This window comes from Methylobacterium mesophilicum (assembly GCF_036441335.1).
In the GTDB taxonomy this organism is placed as follows: domain Bacteria; phylum Pseudomonadota; class Alphaproteobacteria; order Rhizobiales; family Beijerinckiaceae; genus Methylobacterium; species Methylobacterium mesophilicum_B.
The window spans coordinates 158,117-183,527 of sequence record NZ_MLBW01000001.1; the positions used below are offsets into that span (position 1 = coordinate 158,117).

Consider the following 25,411-nt stretch of genomic DNA (forward strand, 5'->3'; position numbering starts at 1 on the left):
CCGTCCGTCGCATGCGCGGCGCCCTGGCCGTCTATCGCGCAGCTTGCGAACGGATCGTTAATGTATCCGGTGCGGCAACGCGCATCGATTTGGCCTCTGCAGCCCGATCGACTTCGACGGCTCGGCGGTCGACTGCGTTACCCACATTCCTCAGTTAACCGTAATTTCCGAACGAGTGAGTTCGACCGGATATTGCGAATGGGTTTGTTCATTGACCATCGTCGCTGTACAAACCCGGCTATAGAGCTGTTGCACCTCGATCCGAGGGATTTTGGCCCGGGAGGCTGTAGGGTGAGGCAGGCGTTGCGTTGGCTGGCCTGGGTTGGGGCGACAGTCGCCAGCCTTGCCCTGCTCAGCCAGCCGGTCGGGACGCAGGCCCAGCTCGCCATGAGCCTCGCCGCCATGGCGGCAATGATCGTGCTGTGGGCCGTGTTCGACGGGCCGCGGACGCGGTTCGTCTTCATGGCGCTCGGCAGCCTCGTGGTGCTCCGCTACATCCTGTGGCGGCTCACCAACACCCTGCCCTCGCCCGGCGACCCGGTCAGCTTCGGGTTCGGCCTGATCCTGCTGGTGGCGGAGCTCTACTGCGTCTTCATCCTGTTCGTCAGCCTGATCATCAACGCCGACCCGCTGCGGCGCGACCCGCCGCCGGCCGCGCCGGCCGCCGACCTGCCGACGGTCGACGTGTTCGTGCCGAGCTACAACGAGGACGCCGCGATCCTCGCCATGACCCTGGCGGCGGCGCGGCAGCTGAACTATCCGCCCGACAAGCTCACCGTGTGGTTGCTCGACGACGGCGGCACCGACCAGAAATGCAGCGATGCCGACCCGGCCAGGGCGGCGGCGGCGCGCGCCCGCCGGGGCGAGCTGCGAGCGCTGTGCGACGCGCTCGGCGCCCGCTATCTCACCCGCGCGCGCAATGAGCACGCCAAGGCGGGCAACCTCAACAACGGCCTCGCCCATGCCCGGGGCGATCTCGTGGCGGTGCTCGACGCCGACCACGTCCCGTTCCGCTCGTTCCTCACCGAGACCGTCGGCTACTTCGCCCAGGATCCGCGCCTGTTCCTCGTCCAGACGCCGCACGCGTTCCTCAACCCCGACCCGGTCGAGCGCAACCTGCGAACGTTCGAGCGCATGCCCTCGGAGAACGAGATGTTCTACGCGGTCACGCAGCGCGGCCTCGACAAGTGGAACGGTTCGTTCTTCTGCGGCTCGGCCGCCCTCCTGCGCCGCACCGCCCTCGACGAGGCCGGCGGCTTCTCGGGCATCACCATCACGGAGGATTGCGAGACCGCCTTCGAGCTGCACGCGCGCAACTGGACCAGCGCCTACGTCGACAAGCCACTGATCGCGGGCCTGCAGCCGGACACGCTGACGGACTTCATCGGCCAGCGCTCGCGCTGGTGCCAGGGGATGTTCCAGATCCTGCTCCTGAAGAACCCGGTCTTCCAGAAGGGCCTCAAGCCCATCCAGAAGATCGCCTACCTCTCCAGCATGACGTTCTGGTTCTTCCCGATCCCGCGGCTGATCTTCATGTTCGCGCCGCTCCTGCACATCTTCTTCGATCTGAAGATCTTCGTCGCCAGCGTCGACGAGTCGATCGCCTACACGCTGACCTACATCATCATCAACCTGATGATCCAGAACTACGTCTACGGGAAGTTCCGCTGGCCGTTCGTGTCGGAACTCTACGAGTACATCCAGGGCGTCTATCTGGCCAAGGCGATCGTGTCGGTCATCGCGTCGCCCCGCAAGCCGACCTTCAACGTCACCAACAAGGGCGCGACCCTCGACCACGACCACATCTCGTCGCTCGCGCTGCCGTTCTTCCTGATCTACCTGCTCCTGATGCTCGGCTGCGCCGTCGCGGCGTGGCGCTACCTCTACGAGCCCGGCGTGACCAACCTGATGCTGGTGGTCGGGCTGTGGAACTTCTTCAACCTGCTCACCGCGGGGGCCTCCCTCGGGGTCTGCGCCGAGCGGCGCCAGCTCGAGCGCACGCCCTCGCTGGCGATCGATCGCCGGGGTGTACTCACCCTGTCCGGGCACAGCGTCGACGTCTCGATCGAGCGCGTCTCCGCCGAAGCCTGCACCCTGCGCCTCCTCAGCGGCGCCCTCGACCCGGCGCTCACCCGCCCGCCGCTGCGGGGGACGCTCAGCGTCGAGCCGACGGCCGGCGCGCGCCGGAACACGCCGCTCCCGGTCGATCTGGACCAGACGACGCGCGACGGCCAGGAACTCGTCATGCGGGTGAATTTCGGCACGCTCGCGGTCCGCGACTACCCGGCGCTCGCGGGGCTGATGTACGGCGACGCCGAGGCGATGCGCCGATTCCAGCTGCGCCGGCGCCGGCACAAGGACATCCCCACGGGCACGCTGCAATTCGCGTGGTGGGGCCTGGTCGAGCCGTTCCGCGCCCTGCGCTACCTCCTGGCCAGCCAACGGCCGCGGCCCGTCGAGATCGAGGAAGCGCCGGTCTACGACACGCCCTCCGGAGCCGTCATCCCGGCGCCGGTGCCGTCCGTCCCGGCACCGGCCGCGGCGACCGGAGCGGCGCCACCCCTGCCCACGGCCGCCAAACCGACCGACACCGACAGCGGGGACGACTGGGTCCGCCTGATGATGGATTACGAGAACGAGCGCACCCTCGCCGAGCTTCGCGGCCGGCGCACGAGCGCGGCTTGACGGCGATGGGCGCCCGGCTGCGCCTCCCCGTGCTCGGAATGCTGCTCGGTCTCGCGAGCGTTCCGGCGCTGGCCCAGAGCTTCCTGGGCTCGGGCCCGGCGGAGCGGCTGACGGTCCCGCCCAGCGGCAACGCCCTGCGCGCGCCGACCGAGGACGGACCGGGCCCCGCCGGAGCCGCGACCGATCCCGCGCCAGCCCGAGCCGCCGCGGGCCGCCGCGCCGCAGACGGTGCCGCGCGCGGTGATCCAGTCGACCATCGCGCCGGCGCGTCGGCTTCCTTCCGGCCCGCGCGGCTTCCGCCTGACGGGGGAAGAGGATTCCCTGCGCTATCCGGTCTTCCTCACGGACGCGCAGACGCGGGGACCGGCACGGCTGCGCCTCTCGTACCTCTCGGCGATCTCGGTGGCGCCGGAGAGTTCCGAACTCGCCGCCTTCGTGAACGGCACGAAGGTCGGCTGGACCCGCATCCAGGCGCCGGGCGCCGTGAAGGTGGTGGAGTTCGCGATCGGCGACGGCGTGCTGAAGCCCGGCTACAACGCCGTGACCTTCACCGCCAGCCAGCGCCACCGCGTCGACTGCTCGATCGGCGCGACCTACGAACTGTGGACGCAGATCGACCCGTCGCGCTCCGGCTTGGTGGTCGGGACGGCCACCGACATGGACGTCCGGTCCCTCGCCGCCGCGGAGCCCGACGAGAGCGGCGCCCTGCCGATCCAGGTCATCCTGAACGAGCGCCCGAACCTGGCGCGCCTGGAGCGGATGATCGAGGCGGTCCAGGCGTTCGCGCTCGTGGGACGGGTCGCCCGCCCGACCGTGACCTTCGGCCCTCCGCTGCAGGGCCGCAACGGCATCAACCTCGTCGTCGGCACCGGCTCCGAGATCGCCGGCGTCGAAGGCGTCGCCGAGCTCGGCCCGATCACCGGGCCTCGTCTCGCCATGCTGCCGACGCGGCCGAACGCGCCGCCGACCCTGGTGGTCACCGGGGCCCGCGACGAGGACGTCCGCCAGGCGATCGCCAACCTCGCCGTCCCGGCCGACGCCGGGACGCCGGCCGGGCTCAAGGCCGTTCAGCTCTTCCGCGGCTACATGGTGCAGGGCGGCGAGAGCCTCACGCTCGATCGCCTGGGCGCGGCGTCCCGCGAGTTCTCGGGCCGCCTCCTCCATGTCGGGTTCGACCTGCGCTTCCCCGGCGATTTCGTTCCGGCCGATTACGGCAAGGTGATGCTGCACCTCGCCGGGGCCTACGTGGCCGGCCTGTCCTCGGACGCCCGCATCGTCATCGACATCAACGGACGCAACGCCGCCAGTGTCCCGCTGCCGGACGGGCGCGGCGAGGTGTTCGACGACAGCGCCATCCCCCTGCCCTTCAGCCTGTGGCGCCCGGGTGTGAACCACGTCGAGATCTCCGCACAGCTCCCGAATGCCGCCGACCAAGTCTGCGACACGCTGAGTCCGGCGGCCAAGCAGGCGCGGTTCCTGTTCCTCGACCGCTCGCGGATCGAGATCCCGCACTTCGCCCGGGCGGCGCGCAGCCCCGACCTCGCGGCGATCAAGGGCGGCGCCGTGCCCTTCGTCGTTCCGGGTCAGCGCCCGCGCCTCGTGCTGCCGACGCCGGACCGCGACAGCGCGGACGCCGCCGCGACCCTGGCCGCCCGGCTGGCCATGGCATCCGAGCGGGTCATCGATTTCGAGGTGGTCACCCAGCAGCAGGTGGCGTCCGATGCGAGCCAGCTCGTGGTCGCGCCCGCCCGCGCCCTCGACCCGGCGCTCCTGGAATCGGTCGGCTTCGATCCGCAGCAGGTCCAGCGGGTCTGGGAAGGCCGCGCCGACATGGTCGCCACCCCGGGCCAGTTCGGCCCCGAGGGCGTGCTCACCCTCGATCGCCTGCGCCGCAACCTGCCGATGCGCTGCGCCCTGCCGACCCTGATCCCGCAGGTGCGCCCGGCGCAGCCCGCCCAGGCCCAGCAGGCGCCGGCATCTCAGGGCGAGGCGAGCGCCAGGCCCGCGCCGACATCGCCCCCGAACTCCGCCCCGGCCTCCACGTCGGACCGCGAGCTCATCGACCGATGGGAGGCGTCGACGCGCGGCTCGCGCCAGATCTGGGCGACCCTCGATTCGGTCTGGAACGAGATCACCGGGACGGCGCGGTCCCTGCGGCAGGCGGTGACCGCGCAGGTTACTCCGGACGAGGCGGTCGAGGTCCCCGCCACGGCCTCGCTGCTGATCGCCGAGGGGCCGCCGGTCCAGTCGAGCAACACCGTGATCGTCACCGCCCCGAACGCGTCGCTGCTGAAGGCGTCCGTCTCCTGCCTCGTCGACCCCGTGGTCTGGGCGAAGCTCGGCGGCAGTGCCGCCTTCCTCGACGCCTCGAACGGCACGCTGGTGACGTCCCGGCCGGAGCGGATCGAACTCGTCGAGACGCAGCCGCGATCCCTGGCGAACCTGCGCCTCGTGTCCGCGGCGTGGCTGTCGATCAACACCGAGTACTACGTCGGCATGACCCTGGCGATGGCCCTCTGCCTCGGCCTCGCCACCACGAGCCTCGTGCGCAACGTCGGCAGGAAGAACTCATGAGCCGCCGCGACCGCGCCCCCCTCGCCGCGGCGTTCCTCGTCGCGGCGATCCTGCCGGCGGCGGCGGCCTCGCCGCAGGACGAGCCGGCCGTGCCTCCGAGTACCGCGCAACCGGGTACGCAGCCCGCTCAGTCTGCCAAGGCGGCGAGCCCGGGCCTCGCCGGCACGCTCGGCAACGACGCCGCGTGGCGGGCCTACCGCTCCCGGTTCATCACCGATCAGGGCCGCGTGGTCGACACCGCCAACGGTCTGATCAGCCACAGCGAGGGCCAGGGCTACGGCATGCTGCTCGCCGTGGCGGCGGGGGACCGGCTGAGCTTCGAGCGGATCTGGGGCTGGACCCGGGCCAACCTGATGGTCCGCGGCGACGAGCTGCTGGCGTGGCGCTGGTCGCCCGACAAGCGGCCGGCGGTGAGCGACATGAACAATGCCACCGACGGCGACATCCTCGTCGCCTGGGCACTCACCGAGGCGGCCGAGGCCTGGAACGAGCCGAGCTATCGCACCGCCGCGCGCCGGATCGCCATCGAGTTCGGGCGCAAGACGATCCTGTTCCGGGACCCGCACGGTGCGCTGCTGCTGCCCGCGGTCTCGGGCTTCTCGGCCCGGGAACGCCCGGACGGCCCGCTCGTCAACCTCTCCTACTGGATCTTCCCCGCCTTCCCGCGCCTCGCCCTCGTGGCCCCGGAATACGACTGGGCCGCCCTGACGCGCAGCGGCCTCGCCCTGCTGCGGCAGTCCCGTTTCGGTCCGAGCAACCTCCCCACCGAGTGGATCTCCGCCAAGGACGCCCCGCGTCCCGCGACCGGCTTCCCGCCCCTGTTCTCCTACAACGCCATCCGCATCCCGCTCTATCTCGCCTGGGCGGGGCTGGTGCGGCCCGACGACCTCGCGCCGTTCCAGACCCTGTGGTCGGGTTCGGACCGGGAGCGGCTGCCGATCGTCGACACCGGCGACGGGCGGAAGGTCGAGTGGCTCACGGAGGCCGGCTACATGGGCATCCCCGCCCTGGTGGCCTGCGCCCTCGACGGCACGGCCTTTCTGGAGGATGCCCGGGGCGATATCGGCAACCAGAACTACTATCCGGCAACCCTGAGCCTCCTCGCCCTGACCGCGGCCCGCATGCGCTACCCGTCATGCCTGAAGTCCTGACAGGTCGTCCGCCGGCCCGGGTCCGACCGGTCGCCCCCTGCCTCCTGATGCTGGCGCTCGCCGCCTCTCCGGCCGCGGCGCAGGTCGACGCGCGCTCGGGACCGGCGCGGCCGAATCCCGCCGCGCCGGCGCGGTCGGAGCCGCGCATCGTCTACGGCGACGGCCCGCGCGCGCCGGCGATCCTGGCCGACCCGGCGACGTCCCGCACGAACGACATGGTCGACGAGAGCGCGCTGCGCTACTATGCCGCCCAGAAGCAGACGGCGCGGATGAAGGCCGAGATCGCCCGTCTCAAGCGGCTCTACCCGGGCTGGAACGAGCCGCCGGACCTCAACGCGCTGCAGCCGAGCCCGCCCGAGGAGGCGCCGCTCTGGGACCTCTTCACCGCGGGGCGCTTCGACGACCTGCGCGCCGCGATCGCCGCCCGGCGCTCGATCGATCCGGCGTGGCAGCCCTCCGAAGAGCTGGCCCGCAAGCTCCGCCGGGCCGAGTTCCGGTCCCGGATCACGGCGCTGACCGGCAAGGACGCCGCCGCGGTCATCGATCTCTACCGCGCCGATCCCGGGGCCCTCGATCCGCTCGACGTGCAGAGCATCTGGACGGTCGCCGACGCGCTCGGCGATTCCGGGTCGGGCGACGAGGCGTTCGAGCTCTACAAGTCGATCCTCGACGGCAACGCCGATTCGGGCGTCCGCCTCGCCACCATCCAGAAGGCGATGGCGCATCTGCGCATGGCGCAGGCGGAGCGCCTGATCGAGATGGGACACCGCGGCGCGAACGGGGGTTCCGAGTTCGACGCGATCCGCCTCGACATCACCCGGGCGCGGATCGCCGCCTTCCTGCACGAGGAGAGCGCGGAGACCCCGACACCCGCCGATCTCGCGGCGTTCCAGACGGTCGCCCGCAAGAGCGGTGATCCCAGCCAGACCAGCCTCCTCGGCTGGTACGCCTACAAGCGCCGCCAGTTCCGGGAGGCGCTCGAGTGGTTCAAGCAGGCGATCGCCCGCGGCGGCGACGCCATGGTCGCCCACGGGCTCGCCCTGACCCTGCGCCAGCTCGACATGCAGCGCGAGGCCGAGGAGGTCGCCTACGCGTGGCGCGACCGGTTCGTCGGCAACGAGCTGCTCTACATCGACATCCTGGAGCAGAAGCTGACGCTGCCCCGCCCGCCCGCGATCGAGCCGGCGCGCATCGCCCGCTACGCGCAGGTCGTGACGGCCTCCACCTCGGGCGAAGGCGCCCAGGGGCTCGCGTGGTACGCCTACAATTCCTGCCAGTTCGACACGGCGCTCGAATGGTTCCAGCGGGCCGTCGCCTGGATGCCGAGCGAGGGGACCGTTTTCGGCTACGCCCTCACGCTCCAGCGGCTGAAGCGGCAGCGGCCCTTCCTGGAGGTCGTGAACCGCTACGACGGCCTCTTCCCGAAGGTGGTCGACCTGCTGTTCCGCGAGACGACCGGCGGATCGCCGCTGCCCTGCGATCCCGTACCCTCCACCGCGTCCGCGCCCGGGCGCCACGCGGCGCCCGCGGCGCGGTTCGAGACACCGCCGGTCAACCGGGTGCCGCGGCCGGACCTGCCGCCCGCGGCCGCGGACGCCAAACCCCTCGCCGTCCAGCGCAACGAATTTCCCCTGGCTGTCGCGATGGAGAACGCGCTTCGCTACCCGCCGCCGGCACTGGCCCGCGCGCTGGCCGAACCCGTACCCGCGGGAACCTACGCCCGCGAGCCCGCGACGCAGGCGCCGCCCTTGGTGGCGCGGCGCGTGCCCGGCGCGGGGCCGATGCCCTACGAGCGGTTCGGCTACGCCCTGCTGCCGGACTATCGCGGCGTCGACAAGCCGGAATCGCTGTCGCCCCCCGCCACCGGGACCCTGTGGCAGGACCAGCAGGCCGAGCGCGGTCGGCCCGAGAATTCGGAGGCGAAGCGATTCCAGATGCCCGGGCGCGCGGCCTACGACACCTCCGCCACGACCGAGCGGACCGCACCGTGAGGCGCGCGGCGCTCCGCGCGGCCGGGCTCCGCGCCCTGGCGTGGCTCCTGCTGCCCGCCGCCGCGCAGGCGCAGACGGTCCCGGTCCTGTCGCTGCCGGGCGCCGGGGCGCTGACCGCGGTCATCGAGACGCGGGAGCGCGACGGGTTCGACCAGCGGCTGCGCTACGCCGGCGGCGACGGTCGCAATCACGCCGAGATCGCCCTGCGTCGGGAGACCGCCGACCTGCTCCTCGCCTTCCCGCCGCGGCTGGCCAAGCCCAGCGAGGCCGGGATCGCTGGGGAGATCGCCGTCCGGTTCCCCGGACAGGCGATGATGGTGCGGCCGCCGGTGCACAACGCCTACGGCCCGGTGGGCATCGCGCTCGGCGCCGACTGCCTCTACGCGTGGCAGTGGATCGCGGGCGGGCGCGGCGGCATCCCGTGTTATGGTATGATGACGGACCCGCGGTCGCGGTCGAGAGTGGCGGTGCGTGGACCGCGATGGGCGAACGATATGGCGTATATTGCCGATACGGCTGAGGCGCTGCCGGAGACGGATCCGCTGCTCCTCGATAATCAGCTCTGCTACGCGCTCTACGCTGCCGCGCACCGGATGACGACCCGCAGGTCCGCCTTCGAGCGCCGCTGCCCGTCCGCCAGCGCGGTCGTCCCCTTGTCGCCGGGCCTCGTCGCGCGCCGCTTCGGCCTCGTAGCGGTTGAGCAGCGTGATCACCGGATGCATCTCCGGATCCGACAGGTCGCCGCAGGCCGCAATGGCGGATTCGATGAGGCGCCGCGACAGGCCGGTGCCCCGGACCGCTCCCGCGCCGCGAGCGAGATCCTGCAGCGCGGAGAGCGCCGCCTGCATCGCCGGCAGGAGCGCGTCCGGCAGCCCGGCGCGATCGTGCAGGTTGGCGAACAGGCGCGGGTCGCGCATGGCCCGGGCGACGCCGGCATGGTCCTGGCCCGACAGGTCGGCCAGGGCGGCGAGCGCGAAGTCCGTCCGGCCGGAGAGTACGGCGCGCAGGATCAGTCCCGCGGTCAGCTGCCGGGTCGCGCGCAGGTGCGTCACCAGCCGCGTCACCGCGGCCGCACCGAAGCCCTCGCAGGCCTCGAGCGCCACGCGCTCGCCGGCCTCGCGGCTCATCCGGTCGCAGCGCTCGGCGCCGAGCCAGGCGCGGTCGGTGACGAAGTCGGTGAGCGCCCGCGCCACCGCGATCCCGATGGCGTGGCGCACCTCCGGCGGGAGGTCGGCGCGGGCGAGAAGCGCCTCGCGCAGCGCGGCCGCGTCGCCGCGGCGCTCGATCATGCGCAGCATCCGGCCCGCGGTGATCTTCGCCGTCGGATTGGCCGCCAGCACCACCAGCGTGTCGGTCTCGCCGATCTCGGAGAGCGCGCCCGCAACCGCGTGCGAGAGGTGGTGCCGGGCGGCGATCACCGCGCGGGTGTCCTCGTCGCCGAGGGCGGCGGCGTCCACGAGGTCGGCGTCGGTGAGGACCGGCGAGCGCGCCAGAACCGGGCGCGCCACCTCGGGGACATCGCAGGACAGGGCGACGACCAGCGGGCGCGGCGTCCGCGCCGAGGCGGCGCAGGTCTCCGCGAGGGCCCGGCGAACCAGGGGCGACGGATCGTCGAGGAGCGCCAGCAGCGCGGTCTTGGCCTCCCACGCCGCGTCGGCGCCGAGATCGCCGTACAGGTAGGATCGGGTCAGCGCGGCGGTCGCCTCGGCCCGGCGCTCGGCCGAGGCGTCCTGCGTCCAGGCCAGAAACTCGCGGATGATCATCGACCGCTCCGGGGGGCGAACAGGCTGGTCCTGCTGCCGGACGAGGACGCCGCGGCCGCGAGTTCCGCGGGGCGGCGCGGCGGCAACGGCGGATTGAGGAGGGCGGCGCCGGCCGGCGTCGCTGCCGGTTCGGCGAGGGCGCCCGTCACGGCGGGCTCNGGCGGCGCGCTCGGGGAAGGCGCGGGCGGTCGAGATCAGGGCGGCCGCGCCCTTCGCGCCCAGCACGTGCGCCGCGTAGAGGTCGCCCGCGGTCGGCTCGCGGCCGAGGGCGCTCGTCAGGGCGTCGGCGTTCTGCTGCGTCAGGGCGCCCGCCAGCGTCGCGGAGATCTTGGGATCGCGGCGCAGGTCGAGGATCGCCTGCCGCTGCCCGGCGTCGGGGACCGTGTAGGTGCCGTCCGACTGCCGGGTGATCGCGTCGGCCTGGGCCTGCAGCCCCAGCCGCGGCCCGGCATTCTTCATCACCCCGAGCCAGGTCTGCTCGATGAACTGGAACAGGCCGGTGGCCGAGGAGGTCCCGGCCTTAGCGGCGGGATCGAGCGCGGATTCGCGCCGCGCCGTGGCGAGGAGATAATCGAAGCCGACGCCGCTCGCCGTCGCCCCATCGCGGATGGCCTGGACCACCGGCCCGGAGGCAGGCGTGCCCGGCAGCGCCCGCGCCTGGGGCGGCGGGCTCTCCGGTGGGCTCGACGGCGTGGTGAACAGGAACATCCGGGCGGGCACGGTGCTGGAGACCGCCCGAACCTGCGCCCGCTATGGTAAACAAGTCCTCAATCGGCCATGCGCGACCAAATCCTGTTTCAGGACCCGGTGAACTCGCCCGCACCCTTCGGGCGGCGCATCTGGAAACGCGTCTCGGCGGTGGCATGAAAGTAGTCGAAGTATCCGCCGCGCATGATCGGGTGCATCGCCGCCGTGTCGACCATGCCGTCGGCGATAAAGCGTTCGTCGACGTAGATCGACACCACCTGCCCGATCACCAGGAAGTTCTCCGCCTCGCCACCCCCGAGGGGCACCAGCGGCACGGTCTGGAGCCAGCGACACTCGAGCGCCGCCGGCGAGGCGGCCACGCGCGGCGGCCGCACCTTCTGCGAGGGGGCGGTCTCCAGGTTGGCGAAGGCGAACTCGCTCGTCCCGCGCGGCAGCGGCGCCGAGGAATCGTTCATCCCGTCGCGCAGGTCCCAGGTGGCGAGGCTGCAGACGAATTCCCGGCCCTCCTCGGCGAAGGTCATCGCGTCCTTCCGCCCGGAGGAGGAGAACGCGACCATGTTGTCGGCCACGGCGTTGAAGAACGAGTAGGGGGCGAGGTTGAGCGCGCCCGCGCGGTTCATGGCGCTGATCCAGCCGATCGGCCGCGGCGCGACGATGGCCTTGAGCGGATTGTGCGGGAGGGCGCGCGACTCGCGCGGCAGGTCGAGATCGTAGTGCACGGCCGGTCCCTTCAGAGGTAGGTGACGATCTCGTCGAGCGCCGGCCGCGGCCGGTCGGCGGGCACCTCGCGCGCCCGGCCGATATGGACGAAGCCCGCGAGCTTCTCGGTGGGCGCGAGGCCGAGGGCGTCGAGCACGCGGCGGTCGTAGGCGAACCACTCGGTCAGCCAGGACGTGGCGAAGCCGGCGGCGTTCGCGGCGATCACGAGGTTCATGGTGGCGGCACCGGCGGAGAGCACCTGCTCCCAGTCCGGGATCTTCACGTGCGGGCCCGCCCGCGAGACCACCGCGACGACGACCGGCGCCTGGGTCAGGCGGGCGCGTTCCTGCGTGAGCCGCTCGGGCGCCGCGTCGGGATTGTCGGCCGCGAAGGTCGCCGCGATGACCTCGCCCACGCGTTCCCGGGCCTCGCCGGCGATGACGATGAAGCGCCAGGGCGCGAGCTTGCCGTGGTCGGGCACCCGCGAGGCGGCCGCCAGAATGGTGTCCAGCTGCGCCCGGTCGGGCCCGGGCTCGTCCAGCAGCGCCGGCGGCACCGAGCGGCGGGTCTTCAGGAGATCGAGGGTGGCGGTCATGCGCTCCGTCCCGGTATCGCGTCCCGACCGGGATGTGGCATGCGCGGGCCGCCGGTGGAAGAGCGGCCTTGCCGCCGCCACGGTCGGGCGTCAGAAGCAGGCCCGGACGACCCCGGTCCGACGACCGGTGCGACGCGACGAGAAGGGCCGACCGATGCGCATGAGGCTTGCAGCGACCGCGCTGGCGATGCTCGCCGCCGGACCGCCGGCCGCGCGCGCGCAGCAGGACCCGTTCCAGAACCGCCTCGGCGGCGCCCTGCCCTCGCCGTCGATCACCACCCCCAACCTGCCGCCGTCCCTGCCCCCGGCCGAGCCGGAGGCGCAGCTGTCCCTGTCGGCGCTCCTGTCCGGCCCGGGCACGGCCCTGCGCCAGGGGCTTGCGTGGCGGATCTACGAGGATCGCGGCGACGGCACGCGCCCGTCGATCGTCGCCCGCTCGACCGAGGCCGAGCCGCACTTCACCCTCGCGCCGGGCGCTTATGTGGCCACGGTGACCTACGGCTTCGCCAGCGCCTCGAAGCGGATCGTCATGGGCGGGCAGCCGACGACCGACACGCTCCGCGTGGCAGCCGGCGCCCTGAAGCTCGCGGGCGCGGTGGGCGACCAGAAGATACCCCCCGGTCAGGTGACGTTCTCGGTCTTCGTCCCGGTGGGGACCAATTCCGAGGGCCGGCTCGTGCGCTCCAACATCAAGACCGGCGAGCTGCTGCGCCTGCCAGAGGGCACGTACCACGTGGTCTCCACCTACGGTGAGTCGAACGCGATCCAGCGGGCCGACCTGCGCGTCGAGAACGGCAAGGTCACGGAGGCGACCCTCAACCACCGCGCGGCGACGGTGACCCTGAAGCTCGTCGCCGCGCCCGGCGCCGAGGCCTTCGCGGGCACCGCCTTCTCGATCCTGACACCCGGCGGCGACACGATCCGCGAGGCGATCGGCGCGTTCCCGCAGGTGACCCTCGCCGAGGGCGATTACGTGCTGATCGCCCGCCACGACGGGCAGGTCTACACCCGCGAGTTTAAGGTCGAGAGCGGCCTCGACCGCGACATCGAGGTGGTGGCCAAGACCGGCTGAGGATCTCGGGCCGGCGGCCCCGCGCCGGTCTCACGCGAAGCGCCGCGCCAGAGCCACGCAGGCGGCGACGGCCAGCGCGGCGCCGATCATGGCAGGCTCGATCCGCTCGCCGAGGACCAGCGCGGCGACGCCGAGGCCCAGGAACGGCTGCAGCAGCTGGAGCTGGCCGACCGACGCGATCCCGCCGCGCGCCAGGGCGCGGTACCAGAAGACGAAGCCGATCAGCATGCTGAACAGGGCGACGTAGCCGAGGCCGGCCCAGGCCGGCAGCGGGATCGCGGCGAGCGCGGCCGGCCGGAGCACCAGGGCGAGGGGCAGGCTCACCGGCAGCGACAGCACGGTGGCCCAGGCGATCACCTGCCAGCCGCCCAGCCGGCGGGCCAGGACGCCGCCTTCGGCGTAGCCGAGCCCGCAGAGCAGGATCGCGGCCAGCATGAGGGCGTCGCCCGGGCCCGGCGGACCGTCGAGCCCCCGCGCGGCGAAGCCGACCGTGCGCAGCGCCAGGGCGGTGAGCAGCGGGAAGCCGACGACGACGCCCCGGAACCAGCGGACGTTGGCCAGCGCCGCCGCCCGGCGGCTCAGGGGCCCGCCGACATCCAGCGGCTTCTCGAGTGTCCCCGACGTCATTGTCTAAATCCTGGAGCGCGACCCGCCGCCTGTCCGATTACGAGACAAGAGATGGCGATTCCTCGGGAGCTGGGCAATAGTGTTGCCAACGTGAACTTTTGAATCGAGTGCGAAGACTGCGCATCCACGAAATGAGGTAGTCGCGCGCCGAAGAATCGTCCGGTGGCCAGGCGCGGAGCGTCTGTGGCGGCGGCCGGCCGCGCGGGAACACCGCGGCGCGGTGTCGAATTCCCGGTGCGGAAGGCCGGCGCGGCACCGATCCGGGCCGGTCGATCTGGGGAGCCGGGTGCGTGCCGACGATCTTCGATGCCCATACTTTCGCCCTCACCGCGCATGCGGGTCAGCTCGACAAGGGCGGCGAGCCGTGCATGCGGCACCTGGAACGCGTCGCGAACGCCGCCCAGGCCCGGGCCGGTCACGCCCGACTCATCGACGGGCTCGACATCGACCCGATGCGAGTCATGCAGGCCGCGCTCCTGCACGATGTGCTGGAGGACACGCCGCGCACGGCGGCCGACCTCCGCGCTGCCGGATTCGAGGCGGATATCGTCGCGACGGTGACGCTCCTCACGAAGCCGCCGAGCCGGATCGCCTATTCGGAGCGGATCAGCGCCCTGATCGCGGCCGGCGACCTCGCGGCGCTGCTGATCAAGATGTCCGATACGGAGGACAATTCTTGCCCGACCCGGATCCCGCCAAACGCCGGGTTCCTCCGCGAGCGCTACGCCACAGCGTTCGAGCGCCTGAAGGAAGCGGCCGCGGCGCACGGATACTCCGGCCGCTGACGGAGCGCGAAAATGCGGCCGACGCTTGAGCGCGCCGGCCCCGGGAACATTCGCACCGGCGGCCGGTAGATCCTGCATCATCTGCACGCTCCGCCCGCCGAGGAACCCGGCTTGACCCTCGAGACCCCGCAAGCGACGGCCCGCGTCGCGGGTCTCCCGATCCACGCGATGCTGGTCCCGGTCCCCATCGTCTGCTTCGTCGGGACGCTGGTGACCGACATCGCCTACTGGCGCACGGCCAACATGCAGTGGGCGAATTTCTCCGCCTGGCTCCTCAGCGTCGGACTGATCGTGTCGGCCCTCGCGGCGCTGGCGGGGCTGATCGACTTCCTCGGCGATCGCGGCATCCGTGGCCTCCGGCCGGCCTGGATCCACGCCGCCGGCAACGCCGTGGCCCTCGTCCTGAGCCTCGTCAACGTCTTCGTGCACAGTCGCGACGCCTACACGTCGGTGGTGCCGACCGGGCTGATCCTGTCGGCGGTCGTCGTGCTGATCCTGGCGGTGACCGGCTGGGCCGGAGCCTCGCTGGTGCACCGTCACGGCGTCGGCGTGCGGACCGGGGAGCCCGCCTGATGCGCCGGACCCATCTCCTCGCCGCCGGGCTGCTGCTGCCGCTCGCCGCCTGCGGACCGGATCCCATCGACCCGCAGGCCCAGATCGGCCCGAACCCGCCGCTGCCCGAGCTGCACCAATACCTGCTGCCGCCGATGCACGTCTCGAGCGCCGTCGGCTGGAAAGCGCGCGAGGCGCCCACGGTCGCGCCGGGGCTGCAGGTGAGGGCCCTCGCCACGGGCCTGAAGAACCCGCGCTCGCTCCTCGTCCTGCCGAACGGCGATGTCCTGGTGGCGGAGAGCGGCGGTCCGACGCCCCCGATCAACCGGCCCAAGGAGATCATCATGGGCTGGCTCGAGCGGAAGTCCCATTCCGCGGAAACCCCGGGTCAGCGCATCACCCTGCTGCGGGACGCAGACGGCGACGGCGTGGCCGAGCAGCGCACCGTGCTCCTCGACAAGCAGAACGCGCCCTTCGGTATGGCGCTGGTCGGGGGCGACCTCTACGTCGCCGAGACCGACGCGGTCGTGCGCTACCGCTACAGGCCCGGTGACACCGCGATCACCGAACCGGGCGTCAAGCTCGCGGACCTGCCGGCGGGCCGCATCAACCACCACTGGACCAAGAGCCTGACCGCGAGCCCGGACGGATCCAAGCTCTATGCCGGCGTCGGATCGAACAGCAACATCACGGAGAACGGCCTCGACGAGGAGAAGGATCGGGCCGCCATCTGGGAGATCGACCGCGCGACCGGCGCGCATCGGCTCTACGCCACCGGCCTGCGTAACCCCAACGGCCTGACCTTCGAGCCGCAGACCAAGACCCTGTGGTGCGTGGTCAACGAGCGCGACGAACTCGGGCCCGATCTCGTGCCCGACTACATGACCTCGGTGAGAGACGGCGGCTTCTACGGCTGGCCCTACAGCTACTGGGGCAACCACGTCGATCCGCGGGTGATGCCGCAGCGACCGGACTTGGCCGCCGCCGCACTCATGCCCGACTACGCGCTGAGCTCGCACGTGGCGCCCCTCGGCATGACCTTCTCCAGCGGCGCGGGTCTGCCGCAGGCCTATCGCGCCGGCGCCTTCGTGGGCGAGCACGGCAGCTGGAACCGGCAGCCCCTGAACGGCTACACGGTGGTCTACATCCCCTTCGAGAACGGCCGGCCGACCGGCAAGGCGCGGGACGTGGTCACTGGATTCCTCACGGATGATGGTCAGGCCCGCGGCCGCCCGGTCGGGCTGGCAATGGACGGCCACGGCGCGCTCCTCATCGCCGACGATGCCGGCGGCACCGTGTGGCGCGTGACCGGCTCCGCCTCGCAGACGCGGGCCGGGCCCACCGCGATTATCCGCTGACCCGGATCCGGATCGGCAATGTCAGTGCCGGAGAAGCGCCGATGACCCTGTCGACCCGTTCCCCAGCCGCGATCAGCGACGAGGGGCGCCACGCCCGCGACCGCGGCGATCCGATCACAGCGAATCCCTATGCACCGGACTCGGACGCCTGGGCGAGCTGGGACCGCGGCTACCGGATGCCCGACCAGCAGGCGCGCGCCGCGACCCCGGCGGCGGTCCGGGAGGACGCGCCGCCGGAGGCGTCCTGATCGGGCACCCGCGCGGTCTCGCGGACGGCGTGGCCGGAACAGGCGTGGCGGCGTGGGGTTGCCCGAGGACCGGTAGCGGCTCCGCGAGCCCGACTGCCGGACCGAGAGGGAGATCCGCCATGAAGCTCACGAGTCTCGCTATCGCCGCCCTGCTCGCGGCCGCGACCCCCGCACTGGCCGCCGAGAATGCCGGCGGCGCGACCAGCCGGTCGGGCACGGCCAACAGCACCGGCCCGAACGATGCGGGGTCCGGCTCGACGCCGGGCGCATCCGGGAGCGGTCCGTCGACCGGCTCGATGAGCCGCTCCGGCACGACGAACAGTACCGGCCCGAACGATGCCGGATCCGGTTCCAAGCCGCCGGCCGGCAGCCGCTGACCGGACAGCATGCGCAGCGAGCGGCCCGGAGATTCGTCCCGTCGCGGACCGGACTGCGCTCGCTGCGCCCCGCGCACATCTCAGGGAGGATTCATGTCGGCTGGTACCCGCACCGCACTCGTCGGGCTGCTGCTGCTCGGTCTCGCGGCCTGCGACGACAAGCAGGCACAGAACAACGCGCCGACCAAGCCCGATTCGACGAAGATGGAACCCCAGACCGATCAGTCGGCGCCGAATACGCAGAAGCGCTAGGAGCGCTCTCGGACCGTCCGGGCCGGGGTCGGGATGCGAGCCAAGTTGGTACGGTCCGCGAAGCGGGTTTCCTCTCCCGTGCGGGAGAGTGGGCGGGGCGCGGCTGTCCCGAGCTGAGATGCCCGTGATGTCATCGTCGGTGCGTGACCGCGAACGGCACCGGTGGTCGGCCGACGGGAACGGCCATCACGGTCGGAGCGGCGGGTCGCCGGTCTCGGGCGTGGCAGCCGCTCGTGTGGCGGGGGGATCACCGGACGGGTCGGCGATCAGAGGCACGGCGGCGCCGAAACCGAGGGCGGCCTCCGCGAGAATGTCGTCGAGTGCGTCGGCGACCCACACGGCGCCGTCGAGGACGGAAGTCAGGATACGGTTCATCGGCCACCTCCCTCCCGCATCCCGGGGCGCCGTCGCCGGACGGCGGCGTCCCGGGATGCGGTCTTCATCCGGTTCGCACCCGTCGTCTCAGACGAAGTGCATCGGGAGGGCGCGGTCGAGGATCTCGACGTAGGTGCCGGCCAGGACCGCGACGGTGGCGGCGGCGACGGCGGCGGCGAGGGTGAGGCGGGTAACGAGGGTCATCGAAGTCTCCATCAGGTCCGCGACTGTCTTCGCGGTGTGACCCTGATGTAAGCTCAAGCTTTCCCCGCCGAGGTGCTGCGGCACACCCCGGCGATGGACCCGTGCGCGGCCTCGATCGCCGCGCTTCCCAGGCGGCCCGTCAGGCGGCGCGCACTGTGGCGAGGAAGCGCCCGACCTCCGCGGACAGGTGCTCGGACTGGCGCGACAGCTCCGACGCGGCGCCCAGAACCTGGCTCGCCGCCGCGCCGGTCTCCTCCGCGGCGCCGGCCACGCCGGCGATGTTGCTCGTCACCTCGCCGGTGCCCTGCGCGGCCTGGGTGACGTTGCGGACGATCTCCTGCGTGGCCGCGCCCTGCTCCTCGACGGCGGCCGCGATCGAGGTGGCGACGCCGTTGATCTCGCGGATGCGCCCGGTGATCGTCCCGATGGCTGAGACCGCCTGACCGGTCACGCCCTGGATCCGGCCGATCTGGGTCGAGATCTCACCGGTGGCGCGGGCGGTCTGCTCCGCCAGCGCCTTCACCTCGGAGGCGACCACCGCGAAGCCGCGGCCCGCCGCGCCCGCGCGGGCAGCCTCGATCGTGGCGTTCAGCGCCAGGAGATTGGTCTGACCGGCGATCGAGGAGATCAGCCCCACCACGTCGCCGATCTTGGCGACGGCGCTGCTGAGTTCCTGCACGAGGGCGCCGGTCTCGTCCGCCTCGGTGGCGGCGGAGCGGGCCAGCTCGGCCGAGCCCTGGACCTGACGTCCGATCTCCTGAACCGAGGCGCCGAGTTCCTCGGCGGCGGCCGCGACGGTGCTGACGTTCGACGCGGCCTCCTCGGCGGCGGCCGCGACCGCACCGGACTGCGCCGAGGTCTGGCCCGCCATGGCCGACATGGAGCCTGCGGTGGCCTGCAGCTCCGTCGCGGAGGCCGAGACCTGCCCGACGATGCCGCCGACCGCCGCCTCGAAGCTGTCGGCCATCGCGCGCATGCCGATCCGGCGCTGCTCCTCGGCGGCGAGGCGCGCCTGGGCGGTCTCGGCCTCCAGCGCCTTCATCTGGACGAGCCCTTGCTTGAACACCGCGACGGCCGACGCGATGGTGCCGATCTCGGTCTTCGCGCCCTGGTACGGGATCTCGGCCGACAGGTCGCCGGCGATCAGTGCCTGCATCGGCCGTACCACCGAGGCGATGCCGCGGGTGACCCCGAGCACGATGATCACGCCCGACAGCACCGAGACCGTCAGGGCCAGTCCGATGGCGACGAGGCTCACAGTCCAGGTCTCGTTGAAGACGGCGGTGCTCTCGGCCTGCGCGGCGTCGGCACCGGCGTTGTTGATGGCGATCAGCTTCTCCAGGGCCTTGGAGGCGGCACGGCGGGGGATGAGGCCCTTCGACTCGTAGAGCTGATAGGCCTCGGCCTTCTTGCCGGTCCTCGAGAGCTCAACGACGTCGTTGCGCACCGCCTTGAAGGTCTGAGATTCCTGGTTGAACGCGTCGAACAGCGTCCGCTCCTCGGGCGAGCTCAGCAGCCCCTTGTAGACGGCGATCCGGTCGGCCAGCTTCCGATCGAAGCTGTCCATGTCCTTCTCGATGCTGGCGAGCAGTGCCGGATCCGTCGCCTGAGTATGGCGCAGGAGGAGGCCGCTGCTGCGGGCGGTGAGCGTGTCGATCTCGCCCAGCGCCCGGATGCTCGGCAGCCAATTCGTATCGATCTCGACCGCGTGCTCGCGCAGTTTGCGCGTACTCATGAGGCCGAGCGCGCCGAGTCCGACCACGAAAACGGTCAGAATCGCGAAGGCCACGACGAGCTTTGTGCGAATGGAGACATTCTGGAGCGACACGGCGGCCTCGCGGCAGCCCAATAGAACAGTGGCGCGGCTGCAGGGCGGATGATTAGCGAAATGTATTTAATATCCGCTAATTTCACTTTGACCTCCGCCGCGTCTGCCGGTCGAGCGGACCTCCTTGCGGCCGTAGCCGGGCCGCTCCGGCGCCGCGCCGCGCACCGGCATGGCCGAGAACGGTGACGCGGGCTGTCCCGGTCAGGCCTGACAGGTTGGCCCGCGTCCGATGCGCCTACCGAGGCGCGGGCTGGGGCATCTTCACGATCTTCCCGTCGGGCAGGATGATGTCGCCGGGGCTCTGTCCGGCCTCGCAGGGGCCGATATAGGTGGCGTCGATGACCATCTGGCGCCGCATCGGCTCCTTGGCGTTCGGCAGGCCGGTCAGCGTCGTATCCACCTCCATGTGGATCTTGCTGTTGAAGTCACCGCTGATCACCGTGCTGCCCGCGGCCGAGATCGGGCCGAGCTTGCACTCCGTCTCGCCCCTGTAGCCTGTGCTCGTCTTGACGATCGTGCGCTTCGAGCAGTTCTGACCGCCGCCGAACGCGGCCTGCGCGATCTGATCGGTCTTCTCGTCGATGCATTGGCGCGCCGTCGTGTTGCCGTCGGTCGAGGTGGTCTTGCTCTCCCAGAGGCCCGCCTTGCGTGCCGGCAACGTTTCGGCACAGGCCGCACCCGTCATCACGGATAGAGCCGCCGCGATCCCGACACCGACGATACGTCCTCGCATGGATGATCCCTGGGGTTTCCGCGACTCAGGCGCCGCAACGGCGCTTGGCTAACCGATGCGATACAGGCGAACAAGTCGCTACGGGCGCGGCGTGCGAGGCCGAACACTGGATCCAGATGCCCGTTCGACGCCGCGGATAGCCTGAACACCCGGCTGGAATAGCCAGGACATCTGTGTCGCGCGCCGGCACACCTTCGCCCCGGCGCGCCGCCGGCTCAGACCGCCCGCTTCAGGCCGACCGCGCCGGCCTCGAGACGCGCCTGGATCACCTGAACGACGTGTTCGGCGTCACGGCCGACCGCGCCGAAGCGGCCCGAGCCCCAGGTGTTCAGCCAGGGCAGGCCGATGAAGGAGATCCCCGGCTCATGCGTGACGCCGCGTCTGTGCTTCGGCTGGCCGGCGCCGTTGAAGACGGACGCGTCGAGCCACCGGAAGTCCGGCGCGAAGCCGATGCACCAGACGATGCTGGCGATGCCGGACCCGTGGAGGGGGAGCGCGGTTACGGGCTCGCCCGGCTCCCAGACCGGGCTGTAGGGCGCCTGGACGGGCGCCTCGATGCCGGCCTCGTCGATGTACGCGTCGATGGCCGCGTTGATGCCGTTGTAGGTCCGGTCGGCCTGGTCGAGCGAGCGCCGGAGATTGTCGCGGAAGCGGAGCGCGCCGTCGGCGTAGTCTTCCAGCACTCCGTGGAGCGCCATGCCCTCCAGGGCGAAGCGGCGCAGGTCGATGTCCCGCCCGCCGTCGCGGCCTGTCACGTAGTGGTTGGTGTTGTCCCGGACGCCGTCGCGCAGCGGATGATCGTCGACGGTCTTCTCGTAGTAGCCCATGTCGGCGAGCCACGCGACGACGTCGCGGCCGCGGTAGAAGCGGGCGCAGCGGGGCGCGTCGCCCACGGCGAGGTGGACCCGCCGTCCCGCGAGATGCAGGTCCTCGGCGATCTGCGCGCCGGACTGCCCCGAGCCGACGACCAGGACCGCGCCGTCGGGCAGCTGCGCCGGATTCCGGTACTGGTTGGAGTGGATCTGGGTGATCGCTCGCGGCAGCTTCTCGGCCATGCGCGGGACGATCGGCGTGTGGTAGCCGCCGGAGGCTACCACGATCTCGTCCGCCGTGTAGTCGCCCTCCGAGGTCCGGATGGCGAACAGCCCGTCGTCGCCCCGCGCCACGCGCGTGACCGCCACACCCTCCCGGATCGGCGGCCTCACCTTGGCGACGAAGGCCTTGAGGTAGGCGACGATCTCGTCCTTCTTCATGAACCCGTCCGGGTCCGGCCCGTCGTAGCGGTGGCCCGGCAGGTCGCACTGCCAGTTCGGCGTGACGAGGCAGAACGTGTCCCAGCGCTGTGTCGCCCAGGTATGCGCGGCCGTGTGCTTCTCGAAGATGAGATGCGCGATGCCCCGCTGCTTCAGGTGGTAGCTGATAGAGAGGCCGGCCTGCCCCCCGCCGACGATGGCGACGGGAACGTGACGGTTCGTGGACGTCATGGCTCCAACTCCGTGAGGGCTGCGCGAGCGCCGCGGGCGCAGCCGGCATAGGCGTCGAGATGGCGTGCGGCGCAGGCGCGCCAGGAATGGGCGGCCGCGCGCGCGAACCAGGCGTCCCAGTAGGGGTGCGGGTCGCGGAAGCGCCCGCGCAGGTCGATGGCGGCGACGAGGTCGTCGCCCGGCGTCGCGCCGAAGCTCGTCAGGAGGCGCGGTCCCGCCCGGCCGAGCACCGCGACCGCGAGGTTGCCGGCAGTGGCGCGCGTGTTGGTGTGGCCGCCCACCACCGGGACGCCGTACAGCGCGGCGGCGTCGGACAGGCCGGCCAGGATCGGGTCGGCAGCTGCGGCCTCTCGGGCCCAGAGCGCGTCGACGACGGCGAGCGGTCGTCCGCCCATCGCGGCGACGTCGCTGAGATTGACCATGATCCCGCAATACCCGGCGAAGTAGGGGTCGTCGGCCACGAAGCTGTCGAGGAAGCCCTCGATGGCGAGCAGCAGGTGCCCGTCGCCGTCGGGGATCGCCGCGCAATCGTCGCCGACCGGCACGGCCGCGTGCCGGCTCCCGAGCCCGAGCCGCCGCACCACCGCGTCGATGTCGCGTTTGTGGCCGACCCCGCGGGCCTCGCGGATCTGGCGGGCCAGCGCCCGGATGTCGATCCCGGCGGTCACGCGGCCCTGCGGAAGGTCAGGAGGCCGGTCTCGGGATCGTGCATCGGCGGGTAGGCCGCGAGGTCTGCCTCCATCAGGCGGTGCGGCCGCCCGTGCAGGTCCAGGGCGTCGCGGCTCACCCAGTGCAGGGTCTCGAACAGGGCGACGTTGCCCTCCTGGACGTGCGCGAGGAAGCGGGTGCAGCCCCGCGCGTGGGCCGAAGACACCGCGACACGGATGAGGCCGGTGCCGAGGGCGGCGGCGCTGCGGAACGGTTTGGCTACGGCGAGACGCGAGCCCCACCACGTTCCGGAACGCGCGCGGTCTTCGTGGATCCGCACGGTGCCGACGACGGAGTCCGCGTCGCCGCCGAGCGTCGACAGCGCGCAGATCGGGATAGCGTGCGCGTCGACCGCGTCGCGATCGTCCGCGCTGAAGATCCCCTGCTCCGCGCAGAAGACCTGCCGCCGCAGGCCGGCGCAGGCGCGCCGCTCCCAGGGCGCGATCGCGAACTTCACCCGGAAGTGGCTGGGCCGGTACGGCGGAACGGGGTCGAACATCAGGCCGCCTCCCCCGCGCGCTCGTAGGTGGAGAGCGCCGAGCAGGCACCGCACCGGCCGCAGCCGGCCTTGATGTCGGTGGAGCGCAGGTTCGCCCGCCCCAGCATCTCCGCGAGCGGCTTCAGGACGGCGTGCATGAAGTCGGGCCCGGGGGCCGGATGGCTCTCCAGAGGCGTGCCGGAAATCGGCACGAAGGGCACCACGAACGGGTAGACTCCCATCCCGATCAGCCGGTCGGCCATCGCGAGGATCGCCTCCGGCGCGTCGCCGAGGCCGGCGAGGATGTAGGTGGAGACCTGGCCGCGCCCGAAGACCGGAACGGCGGCCGCGAAGGCATCGTAGTAGCGCCCCAGGGGCACGCTCGCCTTGCCGGGCATGATCCGCGCCCGCACCTCGGGCGTGACGGCCTCGAGATGCATGCCCAGCGCGTCGATACCTGAAACCTTCATCCGCTCGAACCACCGGTCGTCGTCGGGGGGCTCGCACTGGGCCTGGATCGGCAGGTCGACGGCGGCCTTCACCGCGAAGGCGCTCTCGCACAGGATCGCGGCGCCGCGGTCGGTTGCGTTCGGCGTGCCGGTTGTCATGACCATGTGCTTCACGCCGTCGAGCAGCACGGCGGCGCGGGCGACCTCGGCGAGCTGCTCGGGCGTCTTGCGCGCCACGGTGCGGCCGGCGGCCAGCGACTGGCCAATCGAGCAGAACTGGCAGGTCTTGGCGCGGCTCTGGTAGCGGATGCAGGTTTGCAGCACCGTGGTGGCCAGCACGTCGCGCCCGTGCAGGACGGCGATCTTCGCGTAGGGCACGCCGTCGAAGGTGGAGAGCCCGTAGAAGCGCGGGCGGCCCGGGAAGGTGACGTGGCCGACCACGACGCCCGCGTGCTCGATCACCGCGATCCCGTCCGCGTCCGGCGGGCGCACCAGGAAGGGCGAGTCGAAGGCGGCCTCGGTGTGGACCGGCACCATCACGGTGCGGCCCGCGATGGTCATCGCCTTGTGGTCCGAGGGGCCGGCGCCGCCGCGGCGGCTCGGCGCTCCGGCGCGGCTGTCGGCGAGCCTAACGCCGCAGGATTGCAACGCGTTGATCAGGCGCTCCGTCGGCATTCCGATCAGGCCCGTCGAGGCCGGCGATGACGTGGGACTGCGCGTCGGAAGCGGGCTGCTGCTCATGGTCGGGGCTCCGGGAGGCGGTCTGCGAACGGGCCGGCCGCTGCACGAAGGCGGCGGGGCGGTCGTCGTGGAGCAGGCTGAGGAGCTCCGGCCGCGCATAGTGGCCGACCGAGTCCATCATCCGCTTGCGCTTGGTCACCAGCGCGAGATCCATGTCGGCGATCAGGATACCCTCGCCCGGTCCCAGGGGATCGGCGAGGTGCTTGCCCTCGGGCGACACGATGGCGGTGCAGTTCCCGCCGCGGCAGGCGCCGCGCAGGCGCTCGTCCGGGCAGACCTGCGCGACCTGCGCGTCGGTAAGCCACCCCGTGGCGTTGACCACGAAGCAGGCCGCCTCCAGGGCGTGGTGGCGGATCGTCACCTCCATCTGGTCGGCGAAGATCTGGCCGACGAGGGAGCCCGGGAACTGCGCGGCGTGGATCTCCTCGTGGCGCGCCATGAGGGCGTAGCGGGCGAGCGGGTTGTAGTGCTCCCAGCAGGCGAGCGCCCCCACGCGGCCGACCGCCGTCTCGACGACGGCGAGTCCGGCGCCGTCACCCTGCCCCCAGATCATGCGCTCGTGGTAGGTCGGGGTGATCTTCCGGCGCTTGAGCTTCAGGGCGCCGTCCGCGTCGAAAATCAGCTGCGCGTTGTACAGCGATCCGTGGTCGCGCTCGTTGACCCCGAGCACGATCACGGCCCCATGGCGCCGTGCGGCCGCGGAGACCGCCTGCGTCACCGGACCCGGCACGGCGACCGCGCGCTCGTAGAGGCGCAGGTGCTCGGGCCCCTGGAGGGCGGGCGGGAGGACGAACGAGAAGTAGGGGTAGTAGGGCACGAAGGTCTCGGGAAAGACCATGAAGCGCGCGCCCTTGGCGGCGGCCTCGTCGACGGCGTTGAGCACGCGCTCCAGGGTGCCGTCCGGGCTGTCGAGGTCCGGCGCGATCTGGATCGCGGCGGCCCGCACGATCCGGGTCTGTGACATCGGTGGTCCT

22 protein-coding genes and 4 pseudogenes are annotated in these 25,411 nt (G+C 71.9%); 13 read left to right on the forward strand and 13 right to left on the reverse strand.

Annotated elements, in window-relative coordinates; translation table 11 throughout:
- The first annotated feature begins 291 nt into the window (after nt 1-291).
- From bcsA to MMR14E_RS00795, 6 genes and pseudogenes are all read left to right on the forward strand, one after another.
- The gene (bcsA, locus tag MMR14E_RS00770) at nt 292-2,685 is read left to right on the forward strand and encodes a UDP-forming cellulose synthase catalytic subunit (protein WP_331312363.1); all 2,394 of its coding nucleotides are present in this window, start codon (nt 292-294) and stop codon (nt 2,683-2,685) included.
- A gap of 240 nt (nt 2,686-2,925) precedes the next feature.
- Nucleotides 2,926-5,259, forward strand: coding sequence for a cellulose biosynthesis cyclic di-GMP-binding regulatory protein BcsB (locus MMR14E_RS00775; RefSeq protein ID WP_331312364.1), 2,334 nt, complete (start codon nt 2,926-2,928; stop codon nt 5,257-5,259).
- Complete coding sequence (locus MMR14E_RS00780) at nt 5,256-6,410, forward strand: glycosyl hydrolase family 8 (protein ID WP_331312365.1); 1,155 nt, start codon at nt 5,256-5,258, stop codon at nt 6,408-6,410. Before MMR14E_RS00775 ends, MMR14E_RS00780 begins: the two co-directional genes overlap by 4 nt.
- Complete coding sequence (locus MMR14E_RS00785) at nt 6,395-8,401, forward strand: hypothetical protein (protein ID WP_331312366.1); 2,007 nt, start codon at nt 6,395-6,397, stop codon at nt 8,399-8,401. The genes MMR14E_RS00780 and MMR14E_RS00785 overlap by 16 nt, the downstream gene beginning before the upstream one ends.
- Nucleotides 8,398-8,742: pseudogene (locus MMR14E_RS00790) on the forward strand (hypothetical protein); the annotation flags it as partial. The gene MMR14E_RS00785 and the pseudogene MMR14E_RS00790, both read left to right, overlap by 4 nt.
- A 153-nt stretch (nt 8,743-8,895) precedes the next feature.
- Nucleotides 8,896-9,000 (forward strand): annotated as a pseudogene (locus tag MMR14E_RS00795) (MarR family transcriptional regulator); the annotation flags it as partial.
- Here the strand turns inward: MMR14E_RS00795 and MMR14E_RS00800 are convergent.
- The 4 genes and pseudogenes from MMR14E_RS00800 to MMR14E_RS00820 all read right to left on the reverse strand — a co-directional run bounded on the left by MMR14E_RS00800 (nt 8,976) and on the right by MMR14E_RS00820 (nt 12,166).
- A complete protein-coding gene (locus MMR14E_RS00800) occupies nt 8,976-9,041 on the reverse strand; it encodes a hypothetical protein (RefSeq protein WP_331312487.1) in 66 nt (21 codons plus the stop codon). The pseudogene MMR14E_RS00795 and the gene MMR14E_RS00800 sit on opposite strands and share 25 nt — an antisense overlap.
- 157 nt (nt 9,042-9,198) lie before the next feature.
- Nucleotides 9,199-10,872: pseudogene (locus MMR14E_RS29115) on the reverse strand (DUF2336 domain-containing protein); the annotation flags it as partial.
- Between the two features lie 89 nt (nt 10,873-10,961).
- Nucleotides 10,962-11,591, reverse strand: coding sequence for a flavin reductase family protein (locus MMR14E_RS00815; RefSeq protein ID WP_331312367.1), 630 nt, complete (start codon nt 11,589-11,591; stop codon nt 10,962-10,964).
- A gap of 11 nt (nt 11,592-11,602) precedes the next feature.
- Entirely contained in the window at nt 11,603-12,166 is a 564-nt protein-coding gene (locus MMR14E_RS00820; RefSeq protein WP_331312368.1) for a nitroreductase, read from the reverse strand.
- Between the two features lie 154 nt (nt 12,167-12,320).
- Between MMR14E_RS00820 and MMR14E_RS00825 the strand changes: the two genes are divergently transcribed.
- Complete coding sequence (locus MMR14E_RS00825) at nt 12,321-13,238, forward strand: hypothetical protein (protein WP_331312369.1); 918 nt, start codon at nt 12,321-12,323, stop codon at nt 13,236-13,238.
- A 30-nt stretch (nt 13,239-13,268) separates the two neighbouring features.
- On the opposite strand, the gene MMR14E_RS00830 is transcribed toward MMR14E_RS00825, so the two are convergent.
- Entirely contained in the window at nt 13,269-13,865 is a 597-nt protein-coding gene (locus MMR14E_RS00830; protein WP_331312370.1) for a DMT family transporter, read from the reverse strand.
- A gap of 290 nt (nt 13,866-14,155) precedes the next feature.
- On the opposite strand from MMR14E_RS00830, the gene MMR14E_RS00835 reads away from it, so the two are divergent.
- The 6 genes from MMR14E_RS00835 (at nt 14,156) to MMR14E_RS00860 (ending at nt 17,437) form a co-directional block, all read left to right on the forward strand.
- Complete coding sequence (locus MMR14E_RS00835) at nt 14,156-14,650, forward strand: HD domain-containing protein (protein ID WP_331312371.1); 495 nt, start codon at nt 14,156-14,158, stop codon at nt 14,648-14,650.
- Nucleotides 14,651-14,818: 168 nt separating this feature from the next.
- On the forward strand, nt 14,819-15,223 hold the full coding sequence (locus MMR14E_RS00840) for a DUF2231 domain-containing protein (RefSeq protein WP_419539276.1): 405 nt from the start codon (nt 14,819-14,821) through the stop codon (nt 15,221-15,223).
- Nucleotides 15,223-16,560: a sorbosone dehydrogenase family protein gene (locus MMR14E_RS00845; RefSeq protein ID WP_331312373.1), complete on the forward strand. Its 1,338-nt coding sequence runs from the start codon at nt 15,223-15,225 to the stop codon at nt 16,558-16,560. Before MMR14E_RS00840 ends, MMR14E_RS00845 begins: the two co-directional genes overlap by 1 nt.
- A gap of 41 nt (nt 16,561-16,601) precedes the next feature.
- Nucleotides 16,602-16,808, forward strand: a complete 207-nt coding sequence (locus MMR14E_RS00850; protein WP_331312374.1) for a hypothetical protein — start codon at nt 16,602-16,604, stop codon at nt 16,806-16,808.
- A 119-nt stretch (nt 16,809-16,927) separates the two neighbouring features.
- Nucleotides 16,928-17,185: a hypothetical protein gene (locus MMR14E_RS00855; protein WP_331312375.1), complete on the forward strand. Its 258-nt coding sequence runs from the start codon at nt 16,928-16,930 to the stop codon at nt 17,183-17,185.
- Between the two features lie 93 nt (nt 17,186-17,278).
- Nucleotides 17,279-17,437, forward strand: a complete 159-nt coding sequence (locus MMR14E_RS00860) for a hypothetical protein (RefSeq protein WP_331312376.1) — start codon at nt 17,279-17,281, stop codon at nt 17,435-17,437.
- A 186-nt stretch (nt 17,438-17,623) separates the two neighbouring features.
- Here MMR14E_RS00860 and MMR14E_RS00865 read toward each other — a convergent pair whose 3' ends face one another.
- The 8 genes and pseudogenes from MMR14E_RS00865 to MMR14E_RS00900 all read right to left on the reverse strand — a co-directional run bounded on the left by MMR14E_RS00865 (nt 17,624) and on the right by MMR14E_RS00900 (nt 25,401).
- Nucleotides 17,624-17,812: a hypothetical protein gene (locus MMR14E_RS00865; protein ID WP_331312377.1), complete on the reverse strand. Its 189-nt coding sequence runs from the start codon at nt 17,810-17,812 to the stop codon at nt 17,624-17,626.
- A 343-nt stretch (nt 17,813-18,155) separates the two neighbouring features.
- Nucleotides 18,156-19,844, reverse strand: coding sequence for a methyl-accepting chemotaxis protein (locus MMR14E_RS00870; protein WP_331312378.1), 1,689 nt, complete (start codon nt 19,842-19,844; stop codon nt 18,156-18,158).
- Between the two features lie 235 nt (nt 19,845-20,079).
- Entirely contained in the window at nt 20,080-20,529 is a 450-nt protein-coding gene (locus tag MMR14E_RS00875; protein WP_331312379.1) for a DUF3617 domain-containing protein, read from the reverse strand.
- Between the two features lie 263 nt (nt 20,530-20,792).
- Nucleotides 20,793-22,061, reverse strand: coding sequence for an MSMEG_0569 family flavin-dependent oxidoreductase (locus MMR14E_RS00880; RefSeq protein WP_331312380.1), 1,269 nt, complete (start codon nt 22,059-22,061; stop codon nt 20,793-20,795).
- A 110-nt stretch (nt 22,062-22,171) separates the two neighbouring features.
- Nucleotides 22,172-22,729: pseudogene (locus MMR14E_RS00885) on the reverse strand (AIR synthase related protein); the annotation flags it as partial.
- Nucleotides 22,726-23,268 (reverse strand): MSMEG_0567/Sll0786 family nitrogen starvation N-acetyltransferase, encoded by a 543-nt coding sequence (locus MMR14E_RS00890; RefSeq protein WP_331312381.1) that lies wholly within the window; start codon nt 23,266-23,268, stop codon nt 22,726-22,728. The pseudogene MMR14E_RS00885 and the gene MMR14E_RS00890, both read right to left, overlap by 4 nt.
- Complete coding sequence (locus MMR14E_RS00895) at nt 23,268-24,371, reverse strand: MSMEG_0568 family radical SAM protein (protein WP_331312382.1); 1,104 nt, start codon at nt 24,369-24,371, stop codon at nt 23,268-23,270. The genes MMR14E_RS00890 and MMR14E_RS00895 overlap by 1 nt, the downstream gene beginning before the upstream one ends.
- Nucleotides 24,325-25,401, reverse strand: coding sequence for a Nit6803 family nitrilase (locus tag MMR14E_RS00900; RefSeq protein ID WP_331312383.1), 1,077 nt, complete (start codon nt 25,399-25,401; stop codon nt 24,325-24,327). The genes MMR14E_RS00895 and MMR14E_RS00900 overlap by 47 nt, the downstream gene beginning before the upstream one ends.
- Nucleotides 25,402-25,411: the final 10 nt, after the last annotated feature.

Bases quoted from the DNA above. Each gene is read 5' to 3' on its own strand.
- MMR14E_RS00780 (WP_331312365.1), top strand. From the start codon at position 5,256: ATGAGCCGCCGCGACCGCGCCCCCCTCGCCGCGGCGTTCCTCGTCGCG.
- MMR14E_RS00785 (WP_331312366.1), top strand. From the start codon at position 6,395: ATGCCTGAAGTCCTGACAGGTCGTCCGCCGGCCCGGGTCCGACCGGTC.
- MMR14E_RS00820 (WP_331312368.1), bottom strand. From the start codon at position 12,166: ATGACCGCCACCCTCGATCTCCTGAAGACCCGCCGCTCGGTGCCGCCG.
- MMR14E_RS00825 (WP_331312369.1), top strand. From the start codon at position 12,321: ATGCGCATGAGGCTTGCAGCGACCGCGCTGGCGATGCTCGCCGCCGGA.
- MMR14E_RS00830 (WP_331312370.1), bottom strand. From the start codon at position 13,865: ATGACGTCGGGGACACTCGAGAAGCCGCTGGATGTCGGCGGGCCCCTG.
- MMR14E_RS00840 (WP_419539276.1), top strand. From the start codon at position 14,819: ATGCTGGTCCCGGTCCCCATCGTCTGCTTCGTCGGGACGCTGGTGACC.
- MMR14E_RS00845 (WP_331312373.1), top strand. From the start codon at position 15,223: ATGCGCCGGACCCATCTCCTCGCCGCCGGGCTGCTGCTGCCGCTCGCC.
- MMR14E_RS00850 (WP_331312374.1), top strand. From the start codon at position 16,602: ATGACCCTGTCGACCCGTTCCCCAGCCGCGATCAGCGACGAGGGGCGC.
- MMR14E_RS00855 (WP_331312375.1), top strand. From the start codon at position 16,928: ATGAAGCTCACGAGTCTCGCTATCGCCGCCCTGCTCGCGGCCGCGACC.
- MMR14E_RS00860 (WP_331312376.1), top strand. From the start codon at position 17,279: ATGTCGGCTGGTACCCGCACCGCACTCGTCGGGCTGCTGCTGCTCGGT.
- MMR14E_RS00865 (WP_331312377.1), bottom strand. From the start codon at position 17,812: ATGAACCGTATCCTGACTTCCGTCCTCGACGGCGCCGTGTGGGTCGCC.
- MMR14E_RS00875 (WP_331312379.1), bottom strand. From the start codon at position 20,529: ATGACGGGTGCGGCCTGTGCCGAAACGTTGCCGGCACGCAAGGCGGGC.
- MMR14E_RS00880 (WP_331312380.1), bottom strand. From the start codon at position 22,061: ATGACGTCCACGAACCGTCACGTTCCCGTCGCCATCGTCGGCGGGGGG.
- MMR14E_RS00890 (WP_331312381.1), bottom strand. From the start codon at position 23,268: ATGTTCGACCCCGTTCCGCCGTACCGGCCCAGCCACTTCCGGGTGAAG.
- MMR14E_RS00895 (WP_331312382.1), bottom strand. From the start codon at position 24,371: ATGCCGACGGAGCGCCTGATCAACGCGTTGCAATCCTGCGGCGTTAGG.
- MMR14E_RS00900 (WP_331312383.1), bottom strand. From the start codon at position 25,401: ATGTCACAGACCCGGATCGTGCGGGCCGCCGCGATCCAGATCGCGCCG.